A 20,813-nucleotide genomic window follows, 5' to 3' on the forward strand; every position below is an offset into this window, starting at 1 on the left:
CATAATGATTGTGTGATCGCGAAGAGGAAGATAGGGCACGTGGAAACAAAACAACTTAATCCATTGATTGAACAATTTCTTGATACTATTTGGTTAGAGCAAGATCTTGCTGAAAATACATTGGCATCTTACCGTTTAGATTTACAATTATTAGATAAATGGTTAGAAGCAAATAAATTAAATTTAGAAAATGTTCAATCAATAGATTTACAATCCTTTTTAGCTGAACGAATTGATGGTGGTTATAAAGCAGCCAGTTCGGCGCGGTTATTGAGTGCGATGCGCCGGCTATTTCAGTATTTTTATCGTGAAAAAATACGCTTAGATGACCCTTCAGCTGTGATTGCTGCACCTAAAATACCTCAGCGGCTACCAAAAGATTTAAGTGAACAACAGGTCGATGATCTACTTAATGCACCCGCAACGGAAGATCCTTTGGAGCTACGTGATAAAGCCATGTTGGAAGTTTTGTATGCTTGTGGCTTGCGTGTATCAGAGCTGGTGGGCTTAACCTTTTCTGATATCAGTTTACGCCAAGGGGTGATCCGTGTTGTGGGTAAAGGTGATAAAGAAAGATTGATCCCATTAGGGGAAGAAGCTATTTATTGGATTGAAAAATACATCCAAGAAGGGCGATCCGATCTTTTAGGTAGTAAAACCAGTGATGTGCTGTTTCCAAGTAAGCGTGGCACGAAGATGACTCGGCAGACCTTTTGGCACCGTATTAAGCATTATGCGGTGATCGCGAATATTGATTCCGAAGCGCTTTCCCCTCATGTTCTGCGGCATGCTTTTGCCACACATCTATTGAACCATGGAGCGGACTTACGCGTTGTACAGATGTTGTTAGGTCATAGTGATCTTTCAACTACCCAGATTTATACGCATGTCGCAACTGAACGTTTGCGCATGTTACATGAGCAGCATCATCCTAGGGGGTGATGTGCATGATAAGGATAATTATGAAACGTAAATTATTATTATGGGCAGCTTGTTTCGCAGCATTCTCTGTGTCAGCCCATGCGGCCACTGATGATAAAATTATCGAAGAAAAACTCGCTAAATATAATTTAGTGGTGGAGTCGATTAAACCATCACCGATTGTGGGTCTGAATACTGTTGATACATCAGATGGCATTATTTATGTAACTGATGATGGTAAATACTTGGTACAAGGCCCTATTTATGATCTTAGTGGTCAGGTACCTGCGAATATTTCCAATCAATCATTGATGAAAAAAATTGAAGCGCTAAAAGATCAAATGATTATTTTTAAAGCGCCAAAAGAAAAGTATGTAGTGACAGTCTTTACTGATATTACCTGTGGTTACTGTAAAAAACTGCATGAATCCGTTGGTGAGTTAAATGAAAAAGGGATTACCGTACGTTATCTTGCATACCCTCGTCAGGGGTTAAATCACCAATCAGCAAAACAGATGGCTTCTATTTGGTGTAATGCTTTACCACAAAATGCGCTCACTAAAGCATTTAAAGGTGATGAAATTGCTATGATTGATGACTGTAAAATTGATCTAAGTAAACACGTTAATTTAGGCCGTCAATTTAAAATGACAGGAACACCCGCAATCGTATTACCCGATGGGCAGCTACTATCAGGCTATTTAGCACCTGATGATCTTTTAAAGATACTTGAACAAAAATAGTTAATTACTGTGAATGTAGAAACCTTTTTGCGTCAGCGCACATTAACCGATGATATCAAAGCACTGTCAGGCTTCCCCGAGATCCTCCAACGTGTATACGCTCATCGAGGCATTACTGATCTTGCACAGTTAGAGCGTAAAGCCTCTAATTTATTAGATTATCGTGCATTATCAGGGGTAGAGAGTGCGCTATCATTACTGTATAGCACATTAGAAAACCAAGGACGTATCACCATCGTGGGTGACTTTGATGCTGATGGTGCAACCAGTACCGCATTAGCTATCCGAGCACTCACCAAAATGGGGTATGTAAACTTAAATTATATCGTTCCTAACCGTTTTGAAAATGGTTATGGGTTAACGCCATTGGTGGTAGAAGAAGCCTATAAACGAGGCACAGATCTTATTGTCACGGTGGATAATGGTATCTCATCCCATGAAGGGGTTGAGGAAGCGCATCGTCTTGGTATTAAAGTTATTGTGACTGACCACCATTTACCGGGAGAACTATTACCTAACGCAGATGCCATTATTAACCCTAATTTAGTCGGTTGCCAGTTTGCTTCAAAGTCGCTTGCAGGCGTCGGTGTTACATTCTATTTGATGTCGGCATTACGAGCCAAACTTCGCCAAGAAGGCTGGTTTGCCCAGCAAGGGCTTAGTGAACCCAATTTAGCTGAATATCTGGATCTTGTTGCATTAGGTACCGTTGCGGATGTGGTTCCACTGGATACCAATAACCGAATTTTAGTGCATCAAGGGCTAAATCGAGTAAGAGCAGGTCGTTGCTGTGCGGGGATCAAAGCATTAATTGAGGTTTCAAAACGTGAATGCTCTCGTTTAGTAGCTAATGACTTTGGTTTTGCCTTGGGGCCTCGTTTGAATGCGGCGGGTCGTTTGGATGATATGTCAGTGAGTATTGAGTTATTACTGACTGATGATATGGCTTATGCACGAGAGCTGGCTAATGAATTGGATGGTTTAAACCAAGCACGGCGAGAAATCGAAGCGGGTATGCAGCAAGAAGCCTCAGTTTTGTTTAACCAAATCGAGTATGGCGATAGCCAATTACCGAATGGGTTAGCGATTTATCACCCTGAATGGCATCAAGGGGTTGTTGGTATCTTAGCGTCGAGGATCAAAGAGCAATACCATCGGCCTGTGATTGCTTTTGCACCAGCGGGTGATGGAACGTTAAAAGGATCTGGGCGCTCAGTCCAAGGTGTGCATATGCGTGATGCTTTAGAGCGCTTGAACACGCTACAGCCGGGGTTGATGCAAAAGTTTGGTGGCCATGCCATGGCGGCAGGTTTAAGCCTTGAAGAAACAAAGTTTGAGTTGTTTAAACATCATTTTGAATTATTGATGGGTGAATTAATTCAACCTGAGCAATTAGCAGGAATAGTGTGGAGTGATGGTGAATTAGCACGCAGTGAGTTCACCTTAGAAACCGCCGAGCTTCTGCGTGAAAGTGGTCCGTGGGGACAATCATTCCCTGAGCCAGTATTTGATGGTCACTTCCAATTGCTACAGCAACGTTTAGTCGGTGAACGTCACCTTAAACTAATATTAGAGCCTGTAAATGGAGGGCCAATGTTGGATGCCATCATGTTTAATATCGATGTGCGCCGTTGGCCGGATAACAGTGTTAAACGCGCTAAAATAGCCTTTAAATTGGATGTTAATGAGTTTAGAGGTCAAAAGAGTGTTCAATTGATGGTGGAACATATTTGGCCTGAATAATTCTCCTTGTTTACTGACTATGATTTATTCCGCTATTAGGTTTTTATGGCGCTATAAATTGCGGGGGAATTCCGATATAATTGACAGTTTGTGAAGAATTCATTCTATTAAATGACCCAACATAAGACATTGAAAAATGACGTTTGAAATTAACCCAGTAAAAAGTAAGATTCAGGACTTGTCTGACCGGACGGTGGTTCTTAGGGGGTATCTTTGACTATGATGCCAAGAAAGAGCGCTTAGAAGAAGTTAACGCGGAGCTAGAACAACCTGATGTTTGGAACGAACCTGAAAGAGCGCAAGCCTTAGGTAAAGAACGTTCCTCACTTGAGGCGATCGTCGATACCATTGATCAGCTAACTCAAGGCATTGAGGATGTTGAAGGTTTACTTGAACTCGCTGTTGAAGCAGATGATGAAGACACCTTTAATGAAGCGGGCGAAGAGTTAGAACAGCTACAACTGAAATTAGAACAATTAGAGTTTCGTCGGATGTTTTCAGGTGAATACGACAGTGCTGATTGTTATATTGATTTGCAGGCTGGTTCCGGTGGTACTGAAGCCCAAGACTGGGCAAGTATGTTAATGCGTATGTATCTGCGTTGGGCAGAATCGAAAGGCTTCAAAACAGAAATTATTGAAGAATCAGACGGTGATGTGGCGGGTTTAAAATCTGCAACAATTAAAATTATTGGCGATTACGCATATGGTTGGTTGAGAACAGAGACCGGTGTGCATCGTTTAGTACGTAAAAGCCCATTCGACTCAGGTGGCCGTCGTCATACATCGTTTAGTTCTGCTTTTATATATCCTGAAGTTGATGACGATATTGATATTGAAATCAACCCAGCGGATTTACGGATTGACGTTTACCGCGCCTCTGGTGCTGGTGGTCAGCACGTAAACAAAACTGAGTCAGCGGTACGTATCACCCATATACCAACTAACATTGTGACTCAGTGCCAGAATGACCGTTCGCAACATAAAAATAAAGATCAAGCTATGCGCCAGTTAAAAGCCAAGCTTTATGAACTGGAAATGCAGAAAAAGAATGCAGATAAACAAGCGATGGAAGAGAACAAATCGGATATTGGCTGGGGCAGTCAAATTCGTTCTTATGTTCTTGATGATTCGCGTATTAAAGATTTACGTACTGGTGTGGAAACGCGTAACACGCAAGCCGTACTGGATGGTGATTTGGATAAATTCATTGAAGCTAGTCTAAAAGCTGGCCTGTGAGGAAAAAATGTCTCAGCAGCAACAACAGGGTGCAGAACAAGCTCCCGATTTGAATAACGAATTAAAGACCCGTAAAGAGAAACTGGTTACTTTACGTGAAAAAGGGATCGCGTTCCCAAATGACTTCCGTCGTGAAATCACTTCTGAGAAGATCCACGCACAATATGATGAGAAATCAGCAGAAGAGCTGGAAGATCTTAATATTGAAGTTTCAATTGCAGGGCGCATGATGACTCGTCGTATTATGGGTAAGGCATCATTTGCAACCTTGCAAGATATGGGTGGTCGTATTCAAATTTATGTTTCTCGTGATGATTTAGCGGAAGGCATTTATAACGAACAATTTAAAAAGTGGGACTTAGGTGACATCCTAGGCGCTAAAGGCCGCTTATTTAAAACCAAAACGGGTGAGCTGACAGTTCATTGTCATGAAGTTCGTTTATTGACAAAAGCACTGCGCCCATTACCTGACAAATTTCATGGCTTAGCGGATCAAGAAACGCGTTACCGTCAGCGTTACCTTGACTTGATCGCGAATGATGAATCACGCCACACCTTTATGGTGCGTTCTAAAATCCTATCTGAATTACGTAATTTTATGGTAGGTAAAGGTTTCATGGAAGTTGAAACACCAATGATGCAGGTGATCCCTGGCGGTGCATCAGCACGTCCATTTGTGACACACCACAATGCACTAGATATTGATATGTATCTGCGTATTGCGCCTGAACTGTATCTAAAACGTTTAGTTGTTGGTGGTTTTGAGCGTGTGTTTGAAATTAACCGTAACTTCCGTAATGAAGGTTTATCACCTCGCCATAATCCTGAGTTCACCATGATGGAACTCTATATGGCCTATGCTGATTACCGTGATTTGATTGATTTGACAGAAGAACTGTTCCGTACTTTAGCGCAAGAAGTCTTAGGGACTACCGTTGTCAAATATGGTGAGCAAGAATTTGATTTTGGTAAACCATTCACTAAATTGACAATGAAAGAAGCAATTTGTAAATATCGCCCAGAAACCAATGTCGCGGATCTGGATGATATGGATAAAGCCGTTGCGATTGCTCAATCTCTTGGTATTAAAATTGAAAATAGCTGGGGATTAGGTCGAGTTCAATGTGAAATTTTTGAAGAAGTTGCCGAAAGCCACTTAATTCAACCAACTTTCATTATTGAATATCCAGCTGAAGTTTCTCCGTTAGCACGCCGTAATGATGATAATCCATTCATTACTGACCGCTTCGAGTTTTTCATTGGTGGTCGTGAAATTGGTAATGGTTTCTCTGAGTTAAATGATGCTGAAGATCAGGCAGAACGTTTCGCTGAGCAGGTTCGTCATAAAGATGAAGGTGATGATGAAGCGATGTTCTATGATGAAGATTATGTTACTGCATTAGAACATGGCCTACCGCCAACAGCGGGCTTAGGTATTGGGATTGACCGTATGGTGATGTTGTTTACTGACAGCCATACGATCCGTGATGTTATTTTATTCCCTGCATTGCGCCCATCTAAAGCTTAATAAGTTTAAAACTTATTATTTCTCAATGAATGCCCAGTTAACATACTGGGCATTATTCTATTTGATCCCCATCAAATTGATTAATTAATAAATCAATACAATTAGTAATTGTTAAATTATTACTTAAATAAAACTATCTGGATAAATGCCTAAAGTGAACGATAGGTGAGCGATGATTAACTATCTATCGATATAGGTAAAAATACTAGGCAAAATAAACTGCTATATATGAACATATAATGTGTATCTTCACTAATGTATCTAATGAAGCAAGATGAATAGATAAAACACATAAGCTTATTTTTTTGTTAGAAATTATTTCTGAACTGAAATATTTGAGTTATCTGGATAATCAACCTGTTATCATTATCCTGAACGTAATATGGATTGTTTATTAAATAAAAGTTTCAAATAAGTTTGTTAGATGGTAGTTTTTTGCTATAGCTATTTATAAAACTCAAAATAAGAGTTTTTGAGTTATTTTGTTACATGAAAAAATAGTGTGGTGGATTCCAATTTAGTGCTAAGATTAAAATAATTAACCTAAATTTATGAGATGTCTCTATTTCTAGATTGGGGCTTATAGAAAATAGCTAGGTTTTAGCTTACACTAGGTTTCTTGGATGTCATTATAATAGCGAAGAAAAAGTGCTGGTAAGGTAACCATATGTTCTCAAACAATAAATTTTTTGTTGCGTCCTTGCTTTTAGCTGGGACTGCGATGCTCTCTGGCTGTTCTTTGGGCTATAACACGAACAATACAGAAAAAACTCAAGTTACAACTCCAACTACACCCGTTACTGCGCCTGTAGCTGCACCTGCACCTAAACAGCAGCAAATGGATTACGCTTATGCTGATTCGCAAGCAGTTTTAAATACAGCAATCAGTAACAAGCCTATGGAAACAGCGGCAACCAGTTTAAATGATACTGGAAATGGAAAAGAGTCATTTCAACATTTAAATACTTGTATTAAAGAACTTAATGCACTGAAAACTTTGTCACCTAAAGATTACAACCGCTTAGTTGGCTCATTTAAAGAAGTCAGTGAAATTAATCAACTTTATAAACAAGTATCCTCAACGGCGAGCCCAGATACGATTGAATTATTACAAATGGCAATAGAAGCTAAAACAAAAGTGCTTTGTGCCAAAGTGCGTTATAACTCAGTTCTATCAACCGAATCAACTTTGGAAAAAATTAGTGGATTATGAGAATTAACCTAAGACTTTGTGTCTCTTTGGCCATTTTTTCGGCTGCTTTTAGCCAGTTTGCTAAGTCGGATAGCTTTAATAATGTCATTGATGACTTCGATATATACCTGCAATTAGAGCAGGAGGGACAAGTCCCACAAAAGCCATTGAATACTCAAGGTCAAGGTTATGATTCATTTTTATCTTTACCGCTCGCTCCTGAGCCAAAAGAAAAATCAAAATCTGCGGTAAGTAAAAAAAATACAGGGCAAGCAAAAGGCTCTGTACGTACGCCATCGAATACGCAGAGAGTCGTGAATAAGCAGGTTCAGCCAAAAGTTACGACGCCAAACCCCACTATGCCAAAAGAAGTGGCAATGGTGTCTTTGTCTGAATGTCCTATGCCAGAAAACACAGTAGCGCAACAAACGGGTTCAGCACGCCAGTCTTTGCTATTGTCATCTTATCCATATTTATTTGATTCTAAGCAATGGCATCCGCAGTATTTATCACGTGATTTTGCTAAATACCAAATCGTATTAGATCCTTTAGGGCTCTATTCCTCTCGGTTCTCGGCATCATCATTAGCCGACAACGACGCTTATTTGCAACAGCTAGCTGACCTACTTGCTCAGCAGCAAGCAACTCATTTATTTAAATTTGGTGCTGCTCAGGGAGCAGGCCAGTTAATTGCTTATCATCAGCTATTAACAGATAGGCAGTTAGTTGAAAAACTGATTGCACACAATAAGACGGTCGCAGAGTTAAGCCATGCTATTGCTGAAAAACAATTTGAAATAGAACGTATTAATAGCGAGCTAACTGAAAATAAAAATCAAATTGCCTTATTGCAAAAACAATTAAAAGCGACAGATGATAAAGAAACTATCGTATTACTGACTGATGAATTATCGTTAGCCAAAAATACCATCACTGAAAAACAAAATAATTTAGACCTTCTAACTTTACAAAACGAGCAAGCTCAACAAGTCATTAAACAACTTGAGTTAAAACTCGGTGAAAGTGTTAAAGCACAAGCTGTCGCTGAAAGTCAATTAGCAGAAAAAGATAAACAACTTGAACAAGCAAAATTAGAGTTTGAGAATACCCAAAAACAAGTTGAACAATTGACTGCACAAATTACTCAGTTAGAGACTGATGCAAAAGAGCAAGCTGAGCGCTTAAATAAAAACAGTGATGAACAAGTTAAATTAGTGACTGCTTCACTAAATAAACAACAAGAACTACTGAAGCAAAAAGAAGAAGCTCTGCAATTAGCTGAGAAGCAGAAAAATGACCTCCAAGCAGAATTAATTAAACAGCAAGATGCTTCTAAAACGTTTGAAAATGATCTAAAAACAGCTCAACAGCAATTACAAACTCAAAAAATAGATCAAGAAGCTTTAGTTAAACAGTATGAAGGGAGCCAACGAACTCAACAACAGCTGCAAGAAAAGCTGACGCAAAGTGAACTGAATTACACTGAAGCACAGGCACAACTGAAACAAGCTACTGCTGATGTTGCACAGTTGCAAAATGAGATTGAAAAGCAGAAAAAATTGATGACACAAGCTAGTGATGAGCAAGTGAAATCATTGACTGCGGAACTTAATCAGCAAGTTGCCTTATTAAAACAGCAGCAAGATGTTGCGCAAAAAATGGCAGCAGAGAGCCAATCAGCTCGCGATGAGCTTATAAAACAGCAAGAAGCAGCAAAACAGTTAGAAGATAAATTAAAAATTGCTCAACAGCAGCTTCAAACGCAAAAAGCTGAACAAGAGACGCTGACAAAACAGTATGGCGACAGCCAGCAGGCGCAACAACAGCTGAAAGCCAAACTGGCCGAGAACGAAAACGCGTTTAGCGCGGCACAAGCGCAACTGAAGCAAGCCAATAGCGATGTGGCACAGCTGCAAAAAGAGATCGAGAAACAGAAGCAGTTGATGACGCAAGCCACTGATCAGCAGATAAAAGCCTTGAGTGCTGATCTGGATCAGCAAGTGGCTCAATTGAAGCAAAAAGAAGCGGCGTTGCAAAAAGCGGAAGCGGAGAGCCAAGCGACCCGAGAGGCTCTGGCGAAGCAAGATGCGGCGGCAAAACAGCTGACACAGCAAAACCAACAACTGTTGGCTCAGTTAAAAGAGCATGAGCAGCAGGCCAGCAAGCTACAAACTGCCTTGGCGACACAAACAGCGCAAGCCGAGCAGAAGAAAAATGTGGAAGCCGAGCTGAAGGCTCTGCAACAGCAGTTACAGACGCAAAAAGCGGCGCAAGAGGCCGTGACAAAACAGTATGGCGACAGCCAGCAGGCGCAACAACAGCTGCAAGCCAAATTGGCCGAGAACGAAAAAGCGTTTAGCGCGGCACAAGCGCAGCTGAAGCAAGCCAATAGCGATGTGGCGCAGCTGCAAAAAGAGATCGAGAAACAGAAGCAGTTGATGACGCAAGCCTCCGATCAGCAGATAAAAGCCTTGAGTGCCGATCTGGATCAGCAAGTGGCCCAATTGAAGCAAAAAGAAGCGGCGTTGCAAAAAGCGGAAGCAGAGAGCCAAGCGACCCGAGAGGCACTGGCGAAGCAAGATGCGGCGGCAAAACAGCTGGCACAGCAAAACCAACAGCTGTTGGCACAATTAAAAGAGCATGAGCAGCAGGCCAGCAAGCTACAAACTGCCTTGGCGACACAAACAGCGCAAGCCGAGCAGAAGAAAAATGTGGAAGCCGAGCTGAAGGCTCTGCAACAGCAGTTACAGACGCAAAAAGCGGCGCAAGAGGCCGTGACAAAACAGTATGGCGACAGCCAGCAGGCGCAACAACAGCTGCAAGCCAAACTGACCGAGAACGAAAACGCGTTTAGCGCGGCACAAGCGCAGCTGAAGCAAGCCAATAGCGATGTGGCACAGCTGCAAAAAGAGATCGAAAAACAGAAGCAGTTGATGACGCAAGCCTCCGATCAGCAGATAAAAGCCTTGAGTGCCGATCTGGATCATCAAATGGCTCAATTGAAGCAAAAAGAAGCGGCGTTGCAAAAAGCGGAAGCAGAGAGCCAAGCGACCCGAGAGGCACTGGCGAAGCAAGATGCGGCGGCAAAACAGCTGACACAGCAAAACCAACAGCTGTTGGCTCAGTTAAAAGAGCATGAGCAGCAGGCCAGCAAGCTACAAACTGCTTTGGCGGCACAAACAGCGCAAGCTGAGCAGAAGAAAAATGTGGAAGCCGAGCTGAAGGCACTGCAACAGCAGTTACAGACGCAAAAAGCGGCGCAGGAAGCGCTGACAAAACAGTATGGCGACAGCCAGCAGGCGCAACAACAGCTGCAAGCCAAACTGACCGAGAACGAAAACGCGTTTAGCGCGGCACAAGCGCAGCTGAAGCAAGCCAATAGCGATGTGGCGCAGCTGCAAAAAGAGATCGAGAAGCAGAAACAGTTGATGACGCAAGCCTCCGATCAGCAGATAAAAGCCTTGAGTGCCGATCTGGATCAGCAAATGGCCCAATTGAAGCAAAAAGAAGCGGCGTTGCAAAAAGCGGAAGCGGAGAGCCAAGCGACCCGAGAGGCACTGACGAAGCAAGATGCGGCGGCAAAACAGCTGGCACAGCAAAACCAACAGCTGTTGGCACAATTAAAAGAGCATGAGCAGCAGGCCAGCAAGCTACAAACTGCTTTGGCGACACAAACAGCGCAAGCTGAGCAGAAGAAAAATGTGGAAGCCGAGCTGAAGGCACTGCAACAGCAGTTACAGACGCAAAAAGCGGCGCAGGAAGCGCTGACAAAACAGTATGGCGACAGCCAGCAGGCGCAACAACAGCTGCAAGCCAAACTGACCGAGAACGAAAACGCGTTTAGCGCGGCACAAGCGCAGCTGAAGCAAGCCAATAGGGATGTGGCGCAGCTGCAAAAAGAGATCGAGAAGCAGAAACAGTTGATGACGCAAGCCTCCGATCAGCAGATAAAAGCCTTGAGTGCCAATCTGGATCAGCAAGTGGCTCAGTTGAAGCAAAAAGAAGCGGCGTTGCAAAAAGCGGAAGCGGAGAGCCAAGCGACCCGAGAGGCACTGGCGAAGCAAGATGCGGCGGCAAAACAGCTGACACAGCAAAACCAACAGCTGTTGGCTCAGTTAAAAGAGCATGAGCAGCAGGCCAGCAAGCTACAAACTGCTTTGGCGGCACAAACAGCGCAAGCTGAGCAGAAGAAAAATGTGGAAGCCGAGCTGAAGGCACTGCAACAGCAGTTACAGACGCAAAAAGCGGCGCAGGAAGCGCTGACAAAACAGTATGGCGACAGCCAGCAGGCGCAACAACAGCTGCAAGCCAAACTGACCGAGAACGAAAAAGCGTTTAGCGCGGCACAAGTGCAACTGAAGCAAGCCAATAGCGATGTGGCACAGCTGCAAAAAGAGATCGAGAAACAGAAGCAGTTGATGACGCAAGCCACTGATCAGCAGATAAAAGCCTTGAGTGCTGATCTGGATCAGCAAGTGGCTCAGTTGAAGCAAAAAGAAGCGGCGTTGCAAAAAGCGGAAGCGGAGAGCCAAGCGACCCGAGAGGCACTGGCGAAGCAAGATGCGGCGGCAAAACAGCTGACACAGCAAAATCAGCAGTTGCAAGAGAAGTTAAAGAGCAATGAATTGCAAGCAATTAAGCTTCAGGCATCACTAGTTGCACAAACCGCCCAAGTGGAGCAGAAGAAAGCGTTAGAGTCTGAGCTGAAAGAAGTACAGCAACAGTTACAAGCTCAAAAAGCTGAAATAGAAAAGCAAAATAAAGAACGCGAGCAGCAAGTTAAGCGTCTTGAAAGCGATGCAGCTAATAAAGCGAAACAAAGCGCTGAATCTGATAAGCAATTAGCTGAGGCGAATAAACTGATCAGTGCATTGAAACTTGATGCTGATAAATTAACCTCAGTCAATGCACAATATAAAGCTCAGAGTGCTGAGTTGGAGCAACTGAAAAAGCAGCTCGAAGATAAGACTAAGTTACAGCAAGAGTTGACGACTGCGAAAGAACAGTTGAAAAAGCTTCAGTCTGAGCTGGAAAAACAAAAGTCTGTTATACCTGATGAAGCATTGAAATCGCAGATTATGGATCTCAATAAAAAGGTTATGCAGTTGCAAGATGAGAATGACAAATTAAAAGCGAAGTCAGCGACTTCTTCGGGTAGCCCGATTTCAGTTAAGCCTGTAGCGAAACAACCAACAGAGAAAGAACTGACTGCAATAGCTCAAGAGAACGATAAACGTAATCAGAAGATAATTGCTGAGATCACCCAGCAAAAATATAGCAAGTTGGATAGCTTTACTTACTATAAGATCTTACAAAAAGGTAAGCCTATTGCGAATGTGAAAAATAAAAATATCACATTTATTATGAGGGAGCAGCTAACAGATGGAACGGTAACTGTAATGTATACCGACAAAAACCCTGTTACATTACCTTATAGCGAACTACCTGTACCACTTAACTCATTTATTGAAAAAGCGGGTGAGGGTGGTGTGGTTAAAGTTTATATTAAACCTGAAGGTGGTTATGGTGTGAAAGGTATACCAGGGCAAATACCACCTAATTCAATGTCAATTATTGATCTGAGAATTATCAGTGCAAAATAATTAGTGGCATCAAAAAGGTTGTTTACTGAATTAAGTAAGCAGCCTTTTTTTTCGTCTATATGATCACAGATTGTTGTGCTTAGGGCTGGTTTAAGCTTGTTTAAAAGGCGTTTTTGTATAAGAAGAGTACTGTAGAGAGAGGAGGGATATTTGCCTTTCTGCCAGTATATAGAAGTCTACAACTGACAGGGCATGTGTCGCTTGAGTGAATTATATATTAACTCATTATTGAGATGGCGTGCGCGATTTGCTCGGCGTGTAACCAAAACGTTTACGATAGCTTTGTGTAAAATAAGATTGGCTTGAAAAACCCGCTTCCATTGAAATCTCGACAATGCTCATCTGAGTATTTACCAATAATTGATGTGCATACATAATTCTTTTCTCGCTGATCCATGAACGTGGTGAAGTGGCATAAACGTTATTAAATAATTCTTTAAAAGTCGTTAACCCCATACCGAATGATTTTGCAAACTCAGTCAGTTTCCATTCTTTTAAAAAATTATTCTCCATAAAATTTTGCAAACGTTCTGCTTGACGATTACTTAGTTGCCTTAAACTAGACAATAGCTGTGAACCTTGTTCGCTATAAGACAGCAATAACAAAAATTCAGAGATTCGCAATGTTACCATTAGGCGTGGATATTCTTTATTAACAATCGCTTTAAAACTATTTTTCAATTCATCAATAATAGTGGACGTTGTAAACCTAATCACATCATGGCTAGTATTATCGGTACGTTCAATTTCACTCAAATGGCTGCCATAGAGATTAATAAATTCACGTAAAAACTGATCCTCTAATGAAACCCACAGAAACTCACATTCAGATCCATTATCAGGGATCTGTAATGCATAAGAGCCCTGTTTATGATAAAGAATATCACCAGTATTCAATGTTTCTATTGCCGTAGGGCTTTCCCATACTAGCGTGCCTCGTTCAATAATTATCAGCCCTTTGGTTGGTTGTTCAATAATTGAATGTGGGTTCCCTTTATTAATAATCATTTTTTTTATACGCCGATTCGTTACATCATAATCATTTTGCATAATATGTCCCAAATGTTAATTTTCATTGCTTAAATGTTGACTCTTTTGATTAAAAGTTAATATTAAATACTGAATAATTTTGGGTGTATGAAATATAAATTCAGTATTATCTGATTGATTGAAATTATATAAAGCGACTTTTTTTGTGTCACAGATTAATTCTAAATATTAATAAATATTTCCAAACCCCATCTGTTAGCATTAATGACTTTTTATTGATTGTTAATTGACCTATTGGTGTTTTTTTATTTTTAATATACTAAAAATATTACTTTTATAGTTATAAATTTTTAATAGTGTGCTTTGGGAGTACAAAATAGATATGAATAAAATTCTGCTATTAGGAGGTTTTTTGATCTAAACGCAGGAATTGACCATTTTCCGTATATTACAGGAAATTTTAGGTATGGTTTTTATTGTGATTATTATCGGAAAAAGTATTGTTTATTAAAAATATTAATGCTTGTGTTTGTTAACTATGGTATTAATTAAAATAATTTATCGTTAATATAAAAATAATTTATTTATGTGCGGCTAAATGCTCAATTATGAGATATACATCTTATTTATTGAGTGTATTTACCGTGCTTATCATTTTTAATGAATAAATATACATAGATTTTAATTATTAGTTATTGAGGGGTACTACTTTTTAGAAAAACGTCATTCATGATTGAGTTAGCCCATGCAAGAGAATGCACTCATGACAAATATCCTATAGACACAAGATTTTCTTTGACTAAAAATGATAAATATATATAGAGAAATCAATACTATCTGAGCAATATAGTAAATTAATATTTTAAATATTACTTAATGGTTAATTATCAGCCAACATAATGATTATGTGCATTTGTTTGCATAGTGTTATGAGATAAATAAACTGAATTTAAGAATTAATAGTACAGAATAAATGGTTAATTTTTCTTCGATGATGAGTTTGTTTTTTGTTGTTTTTGCGGAAGTTCAGGGAGCGGCCTTCTATCATCTAATAAATGGCGTATTGCTAATATAGGATGGCGAAGTAACATTTTTGGACCAGACCAGCGCATCACCACTTTCATTTGCTCACGCATTTTAGGTTGATAACAATGTATAGGACATTGTTTACACGCAGGTTTATTCTCTCCGTAACGGCATTTTTCAAGGCGATTAATGGCGTATTTATACAATTGTTGATATTGGTCAGGGAAGTCTATTGTTGCAGGATGTGACTTCTCATAGATAAGGATCATTTTTTCGATTGTTTTAATTTCTCTTTGTATTCGTTTGCCGGCCATTTTGCTATCCGATAAAGAGATATATAAGATACATTTAATATACAACTTATTTGGAAGGATAGAAAGAGTTGATTTATTCATATCAAATGTAAAATGGCATAAGTGGAGACTTATGCCATGATAACTAACGCTATTAATCTAGGTAAAATACTCTGACATAATATATGTGAATTTTATGTTACAAATAAACCAATCATGCAACAAATGAATTATGTAACCAGATGATTACCTAGTAAATGGATTGCTAACCTTTACTTGCTGATTGCATTATTTTTTGCATTTCGTCTTTTAGATGCAATTTTTCTTTTTTCAGTTTAACAACTTGCTCATTATAGCCTGCGCCTGAAGGGCCTTCTAGCTTACTGATTTCTTTATCGAGCTGATGGTGTTTTTCATAAAGGTTTTGAAAACGGGGATGTGTTGATACTAACTTTGAAACTAAATCTTGATCTGTAGATAACATACTACCTCCTCAGAATGTATTAAGCCTCAATGTCAGTATAAGCCCTGCACATAATTTGTGCATTAGAACGAAATGGAATTTACATATTTTTTATCTGATTTATGATCACTATACTAAAATTAGTTATGATGACTTAACTTCAAATAGTTTTTTTGAGTGTTTTTACGTAATTTTGAAATTAAGAATTATCTATGATGTAAAAAGCAGTATTTTTAACTTATTCTATAGGAAGTTATTTATTTTTCTGATTAACTTTGTTGCACTTAATAGGATTTTATAATGAAAAGAGCGATTTTGTCTGTAATGGCTGTAGCATTAGTTTCTTCTTGCGCAATGGCAACTGGGGAATTGGAAAAGATCGCACCTTATCCTAAAGCAGATAAAGGCATGACTCGTCATGTGATCCAATTGGCTGAAAAGCCGAATGAAAACAATTTTCAAGTTGAATTGGTGATTGGTAAAACAATCAAAGCAGACTGTAACCATCAATGGTTTATGGGTGAGTTAGAAGAAAAAACCTTAGAAGGTTGGGGTTACAACTACTATAAGCTAGAAGATGTTAAAGGACCTGCTTCAACCATGATGGGGTGTTCCGAACCTGCGAAAGATCGTTTTGTAACTACCCAATTAGGTGATGATGCATTTGTTCGTTATAACAGCAAATTACCAATCGTCGTTTATGCCCCAAAAGATATGGATGTTAAATACCGTATTTGGTCAACTGACGATCAGCTACAGAATTCTGTAACAAAATAATTGAACTAGAAGTGCCACTTTGTGTGGCACTTTTTAATATCTAATTATCTGATCACCAATACAGATGTTTTAGCGTGACGCACAATTGTTGAAGCCGTTGAACCTAATAAATAGGTTGAAGTGCTTGGTCGATGTGAGCCGATCACAATTAAACTTGCATCAATATCTTCAGCATAGCTGAGGATTTCATCTTTTGCTGAACCAATTCCCACTTTGCAGACAATCTTATCGTCTGGAACTTTAATGTCTTTGATCACTTCTTCTAAAGCTCTCAGTGCCAATGTTGAACGTTCTGCTGAATTTTTATGGCTTTCTGGCAGGATTGTAACTTCAATACCAAAAAAGAGTTCTGCACTTGGAATGACAGATAGAAAATGAATTTCAGGGGAACCCAATTTTGCTAGTTCTTCAACATGTTTGATGATTTGTGGATTAAGAGTGTCTTCTAATAGGTCAATAGGGACTAAAATTTTATTATGCATAACCACCTCATTAATATACTCGCTATACATCAAATTACAGCATCTTGCGTTAAAGTATGTGCACGAGTTACAGCGTTTTCTATGTTGCAAGTGACTCAGTCGTTGTTTACTTAGCTGTAACTTGAATTATTTAGAGTACATGTGAATTTGCCTCAGTATATCAGCTATAAGTGAATTTAGTATATACTCGTCATCCTTCAAGTTGCAGGGCTTTTGTTAAGGTATAAGTGACTACACTCAACTAGCTGAGACATATAGTCTATCTATGCTCCCCGACTATCTTCGCTTGTCGCTTACCTGCAACTCGAATTATTTAGAGTATAGGTGTTTACTATTTTGAAACGCGTCTAATCAAAATAAGAATTAATCTTTTTTTGTTATTCTAATCTATATCAAAATATAAGAAATAATCATTATCAGTTAACATAATAATCTACAATTAAATAACAAGACTTTTCTTTTATATTATGAGATCATTTACTTTGTTTTTGTAATTAATTGATTTTTAAAGTCTATTTGAATGATAATTGTTTTGTTTTTCATTAAGAATATATATTATGGATAAAAATAACCTATCAAATACAACAAGTAATGAGCTTAGCCTGCAAGAAGAAAAGTTTCATGCTGCCAAAAAAAGCACTTTAATTAGCGTGATTGTTAATTTACTCCTTTCAATATGGCAGATTATTATTGGGGTCATTTCACACTCTCAAGGCTTAATTGCCGATGGTATTCATACATTATCTGATCTTATTGCTGATTTTGTTGTTTTAATTGCTAACAAAAAAAGTCATAAAAAACCCGATGAAGATCACCCTTATGGTCATTTTCGTTATGAGAATGGTGCATCGTTGATCTTGGGAATTATTTTATTAATTGTCGGTGTTGGCATGGTTTGGTCTGCAATCCAAAAAATGCTTAATCCTGAATTAATTCAGGAGGTTCATTTTATTGCTCTAGTGGCGGCATTAATTGCATTGGCTGCTAAGGAAGGGCTGTTCCGTTATATGTTGCGGGTGGCAAATAGAGTTAACTCAAGCATGTTAGTAGCTAATGCATGGCATGCACGTTCTGATGCTGCATCCTCATTGGTGGTTGCCATTGGTATTATTGGTAGTTTATGTGGATTTAAGATATTTGACCCGATTGCTGCACTCATTGTAGGGACATTTGTTTTTCGGATGGGTTATAAATTTACCAATCAGTCAATGCAAGATCTGATGGATAAAGGGGCCGATGAAGAAACCTTACAAGAAATTCGTAATGTGCTAGAAAATATTGAAGATATAAAAGGTTTTCATGATTTGAAAACACGCAAATCAGGTGATTTTTATTTAGTTGATGTACATCTTGAAGTCGATGGTGATATGTCCATTATGATGGGACATGATATTGCTGTGAATGTTCGAGATAAGTTGATGGAAAATCCACAAATCCTCAATGTGATGACCCATTTAGATCCATACGATGAAGAGTGCACGCATTAAAGCCATTTCCTTTCAATAATAGCGGCTAGAAATTTTTTGATTTCTGGTCGCTGTACTTATTTTCCAATTTTTACTGAATTTATTCTCAATCGATGAGTTTATGGAGTTTTGTGTAAACGTTTACACTAACGCGAGATCGATCACAGATTGTTATGTTGTCTGATTGCTATACTCCCTAAAATCGATTTAGCCACTCAAATTGACTCAGGGGTAAATAATGCAACAAACAAAAGTGTTGGTAACAGGCGGCATGGGATACATTGGTAGTCATACCTGCGTACAAATGATCCATGCAGGATTTACCCCAATCATTATTGATAATCTCTGTAATGCTAAAACAGAAGTACTTAACCGTATTGAGAAGCTAACGGGCTATCGACCTGTATTTTATCAAGGTGATGTGCGTGATGAAGCATTTGTTAATCGCATTTTTGCTGAACATAAAATCAACGCAGTGATCCATTTTGCGGGTTTAAAAGCGGTAGGTGAATCAGTTGAAAAACCCATTGAATATTATGATGTTAATGTCAATGGTACACTAGTTTTGGCTAGGTGTATGCAACAGGCGGGGGTTACTCGAATTATTTTTAGTTCATCTGCCACTGTTTATGGTGAACCCAATTCTGTACCTATCACCGAAAGCTTCCCTACAGGTAATACGCAAAGCCCCTATGGTACAAGTAAGTACATGGTTGAGCGTTGTTTATCTGATTTATTCACTTCACAACCTAACTGGTCAGTGACATTGTTACGCTACTTTAACCCAGTCGGAGCCCACCCATCAGGCACTATGGGGGAAGATCCTCAAGGTATACCAAACAATTTAACCCCTTATATTGCGCAAGTTGCTGTTGGTCGTCGTGAAAAACTATCTATTTATGGAAACGATTACCCTACCGTGGATGGCACTGGTGTACGTGATTATATTCATGTGATGGATTTAGCAGATGGTCACGTTGCTGCTCTTAAATCAGTTAGCCCACAAGCAGGGTTGCATATCTATAACCTTGGTACAGGTAAAGGAACCAGTGTGTTTGAAGTCCTAGAGGCTTTTGAAAAGGCTGCTGGAAGGGCGATCCCGTATCAAATAATGCCTCGTCGGTCTGGGGATATTGCAGAATATTGGTCAACGTCAGAGAAAGCACAACGTGAATTAGGCTGGCGTGCGAGCCGCACGATTGATGATATGGCGATTGATGTATGGCGCTGGCAGTCCAATAACCCTAATGGTTATGAAACACGATAATAGGGAATAATATCATGGATAAACTTCAATTTAACCCTTCAGATTGTCCTCATCGTCGCTATAACCCTTTAACAGGGCAATGGGTACTCGTATCGCCCCATCGTGCTAAACGCCCTTGGAGTGGGCAAGATGAAAAAACAGAGATTAAACAGCTCCCTAGCTATGATGAACACTGTTTTCTTTGTCCTACTAACCATCGAGTTTCAGGTGATAGTAATCCCGATTATCAGGGAACCTATGTTTTTCAAAATGATTACTCTGCATTATTACCTGACGCATGTGGGCAACCGGCAAAACAATCGGCATTATTTCAAGCACAAGCGGTCAGTGGTCTCAGCCGTGTGATCTGTTTTTCGCCTGACCACAGCAAAACATTACCTGAATTATCGGCGGAGCAAATTGGATTGGTTATCGAAACTTGGCAGCAACAAATTGATGAACTCAGTCAGCGTTTTCTTTGGGTACAGGTTTTTGAAAATAAAGGTGAGGTGATGGGGTGTTCGCAGCCTCATCCACATGGACAAATTTGGGCGAGTGATTTTTTACCAAATGAAATTGCCCGTAAAGACCAACATTTACGCCAATACTATCAGCAACACGCAAGTAATTTGCTGCTGGATTATGCACAGGCAGAATTGAATGATGGTGCTAGAACGGTAGTTGAAACTGAACATTGGCTTGCCGTGGTCCCTTATTGGGCGGCTTGGCCTTTTGAAACCATGTTGATGCCAAAAGAGCCTATCAGGCGCATGGGGGAGATGAATGAGGCAGTTTGTGCCGATCTTAGTATTGCATTGAAAAAGTTAACTTGCCGCTACGACAATTTATTTAATTGTGCATTTCCTTATTCAATGGGCTGGCACTTTGCACCATTTTTTGCTAACGAACAAAATATTGATCATTGGCAGCTTCATGCATTGTTTTATCCACCGCTACTGCGCTCAGCAACCGTCAAAAAGTTTATGGTTGGCTATGAGATGCTAGCGGAAACCCAACGTGATCTCACACCTGAACAGGCTGCTGAAAAGCTACGGGCAGTCAGTGATATTCACTATAAGCATATGAGCAAATAAGTTTATTT

The 20,813-nt window shown here is 39.8% G+C and carries 15 protein-coding genes; 11 read left to right on the top strand and 4 right to left on the bottom strand.

The window, feature by feature from the left end:
• Window positions 1-39: 39 nt before the first annotated feature.
• The 7 genes from xerD (at window position 40) to JI723_RS06600 (ending at window position 12,968) form a co-directional block, all read left to right on the top strand.
• The gene (gene xerD, locus JI723_RS06570) at window positions 40-942 is read left to right on the top strand and encodes a site-specific tyrosine recombinase XerD (protein WP_272580120.1); all 903 of its coding nucleotides are present in this window, start codon (window positions 40-42) and stop codon (window positions 940-942) included.
• A 20-nt stretch (window positions 943-962) separates the two neighbouring features.
• Complete coding sequence (gene dsbC / locus JI723_RS06575) at window positions 963-1,664, top strand: bifunctional protein-disulfide isomerase/oxidoreductase DsbC (RefSeq protein ID WP_070925311.1); 702 nt, start codon at window positions 963-965, stop codon at window positions 1,662-1,664.
• A 9-nt stretch (window positions 1,665-1,673) separates the two neighbouring features.
• Window positions 1,674-3,407: a single-stranded-DNA-specific exonuclease RecJ gene (recJ, locus tag JI723_RS06580; RefSeq protein ID WP_140186089.1), complete on the top strand. Its 1,734-nt coding sequence runs from the start codon at window positions 1,674-1,676 to the stop codon at window positions 3,405-3,407.
• A 136-nt stretch (window positions 3,408-3,543) separates the two neighbouring features.
• Window positions 3,544-4,645, top strand: a protein-coding gene (prfB, locus tag JI723_RS06585; RefSeq protein ID WP_139158610.1) for a peptide chain release factor 2 whose coding sequence is annotated in 2 segments (ribosomal slippage) — window positions 3,544-3,621 and window positions 3,623-4,645 — 1,101 coding nt in all. Because the reading frame shifts where the segments join, the coding sequence is not laid out codon by codon here.
• 7 nt (window positions 4,646-4,652) lie between these two features.
• On the top strand, window positions 4,653-6,173 hold the full coding sequence (gene lysS, locus JI723_RS06590; protein WP_070925313.1) for a lysine--tRNA ligase: 1,521 nt from the start codon (window positions 4,653-4,655) through the stop codon (window positions 6,171-6,173).
• A 667-nt stretch (window positions 6,174-6,840) separates the two neighbouring features.
• Window positions 6,841-7,386 carry a hypothetical protein gene (locus JI723_RS06595; RefSeq protein WP_070925314.1) on the top strand — a complete coding sequence of 182 codons (546 nt, stop codon included), beginning with the start codon at window positions 6,841-6,843 and terminating at the stop codon, window positions 7,384-7,386.
• The gene (locus JI723_RS06600) at window positions 7,383-12,968 is read left to right on the top strand and encodes a hypothetical protein (protein WP_337979853.1); all 5,586 of its coding nucleotides are present in this window, start codon (window positions 7,383-7,385) and stop codon (window positions 12,966-12,968) included. The genes JI723_RS06595 and JI723_RS06600 overlap by 4 nt, the downstream gene beginning before the upstream one ends.
• Window positions 12,969-13,193: 225 nt before the next feature.
• On the opposite strand, the gene JI723_RS06605 is transcribed toward JI723_RS06600, so the two are convergent.
• From JI723_RS06605 to JI723_RS06615, 3 genes are all read right to left on the bottom strand, one after another.
• On the bottom strand, window positions 13,194-14,018 hold the full coding sequence (locus JI723_RS06605) for a helix-turn-helix transcriptional regulator (protein WP_337979854.1): 825 nt from the start codon (window positions 14,016-14,018) through the stop codon (window positions 13,194-13,196).
• A 917-nt stretch (window positions 14,019-14,935) separates the two neighbouring features.
• A complete protein-coding gene (locus JI723_RS06610) occupies window positions 14,936-15,298 on the bottom strand; it encodes a nitrous oxide-stimulated promoter family protein (protein WP_272581248.1) in 363 nt (120 codons plus the stop codon).
• A gap of 244 nt (window positions 15,299-15,542) precedes the next feature.
• Window positions 15,543-15,761, bottom strand: coding sequence for a DUF465 domain-containing protein (locus JI723_RS06615; RefSeq protein WP_140183047.1), 219 nt, complete (start codon window positions 15,759-15,761; stop codon window positions 15,543-15,545).
• A gap of 279 nt (window positions 15,762-16,040) precedes the next feature.
• Here JI723_RS06615 and eco point away from each other — a divergent pair, with 279 nt between their 5' ends.
• Window positions 16,041-16,517 (top strand): serine protease inhibitor ecotin, encoded by a 477-nt coding sequence (gene eco / locus JI723_RS06620; RefSeq protein WP_070928748.1) that lies wholly within the window; start codon window positions 16,041-16,043, stop codon window positions 16,515-16,517.
• Window positions 16,518-16,561: 44 nt separating this feature from the next.
• Here eco and JI723_RS06625 read toward each other — a convergent pair whose 3' ends face one another.
• Complete coding sequence (locus JI723_RS06625) at window positions 16,562-16,999, bottom strand: universal stress protein (RefSeq protein ID WP_070928750.1); 438 nt, start codon at window positions 16,997-16,999, stop codon at window positions 16,562-16,564.
• Window positions 17,000-17,556: 557 nt separating this feature from the next.
• Here JI723_RS06625 and JI723_RS06630 point away from each other — a divergent pair.
• The 3 genes from JI723_RS06630 (at window position 17,557) to JI723_RS06640 (ending at window position 20,805) form a co-directional block, all read left to right on the top strand.
• Entirely contained in the window at window positions 17,557-18,486 is a 930-nt protein-coding gene (locus tag JI723_RS06630) for a cation diffusion facilitator family transporter (protein WP_070928752.1), read from the top strand.
• Window positions 18,487-18,703: 217 nt separating this feature from the next.
• A complete protein-coding gene (galE, locus tag JI723_RS06635; RefSeq protein ID WP_272581247.1) occupies window positions 18,704-19,732 on the top strand; it encodes a UDP-glucose 4-epimerase GalE in 1,029 nt (342 codons plus the stop codon).
• 14 nt (window positions 19,733-19,746) lie between these two features.
• Window positions 19,747-20,805, top strand: coding sequence for a UDP-glucose--hexose-1-phosphate uridylyltransferase (locus JI723_RS06640; protein ID WP_272581246.1), 1,059 nt, complete (start codon window positions 19,747-19,749; stop codon window positions 20,803-20,805).
• Window positions 20,806-20,813 lie beyond the last annotated feature (8 nt).

It is taken from the genome of Providencia manganoxydans, assembly GCF_016618195.1.
GTDB lineage: Bacteria > Pseudomonadota > Gammaproteobacteria > Enterobacterales > Enterobacteriaceae > Providencia > Providencia manganoxydans.

Bases quoted from the DNA above. Each gene is read 5' to 3' on its own strand.
- dsbC (WP_070925311.1), top strand. From the start codon at position 963: ATGAAACGTAAATTATTATTATGGGCAGCTTGTTTCGCAGCATTCTCT.
- lysS (WP_070925313.1), top strand. From the start codon at position 4,653: ATGTCTCAGCAGCAACAACAGGGTGCAGAACAAGCTCCCGATTTGAAT.
- JI723_RS06595 (WP_070925314.1), top strand. From the start codon at position 6,841: ATGTTCTCAAACAATAAATTTTTTGTTGCGTCCTTGCTTTTAGCTGGG.
- JI723_RS06600 (WP_337979853.1), top strand. From the start codon at position 7,383: ATGAGAATTAACCTAAGACTTTGTGTCTCTTTGGCCATTTTTTCGGCT.
- JI723_RS06605 (WP_337979854.1), bottom strand. From the start codon at position 14,018: ATGCAAAATGATTATGATGTAACGAATCGGCGTATAAAAAAAATGATT.
- JI723_RS06610 (WP_272581248.1), bottom strand. From the start codon at position 15,298: ATGGCCGGCAAACGAATACAAAGAGAAATTAAAACAATCGAAAAAATG.
- JI723_RS06615 (WP_140183047.1), bottom strand. From the start codon at position 15,761: ATGTTATCTACAGATCAAGATTTAGTTTCAAAGTTAGTATCAACACAT.
- eco (WP_070928748.1), top strand. From the start codon at position 16,041: ATGAAAAGAGCGATTTTGTCTGTAATGGCTGTAGCATTAGTTTCTTCT.
- JI723_RS06625 (WP_070928750.1), bottom strand. From the start codon at position 16,999: ATGCATAATAAAATTTTAGTCCCTATTGACCTATTAGAAGACACTCTT.
- JI723_RS06630 (WP_070928752.1), top strand. From the start codon at position 17,557: ATGGATAAAAATAACCTATCAAATACAACAAGTAATGAGCTTAGCCTG.
- galE (WP_272581247.1), top strand. From the start codon at position 18,704: ATGCAACAAACAAAAGTGTTGGTAACAGGCGGCATGGGATACATTGGT.
- JI723_RS06640 (WP_272581246.1), top strand. From the start codon at position 19,747: ATGGATAAACTTCAATTTAACCCTTCAGATTGTCCTCATCGTCGCTAT.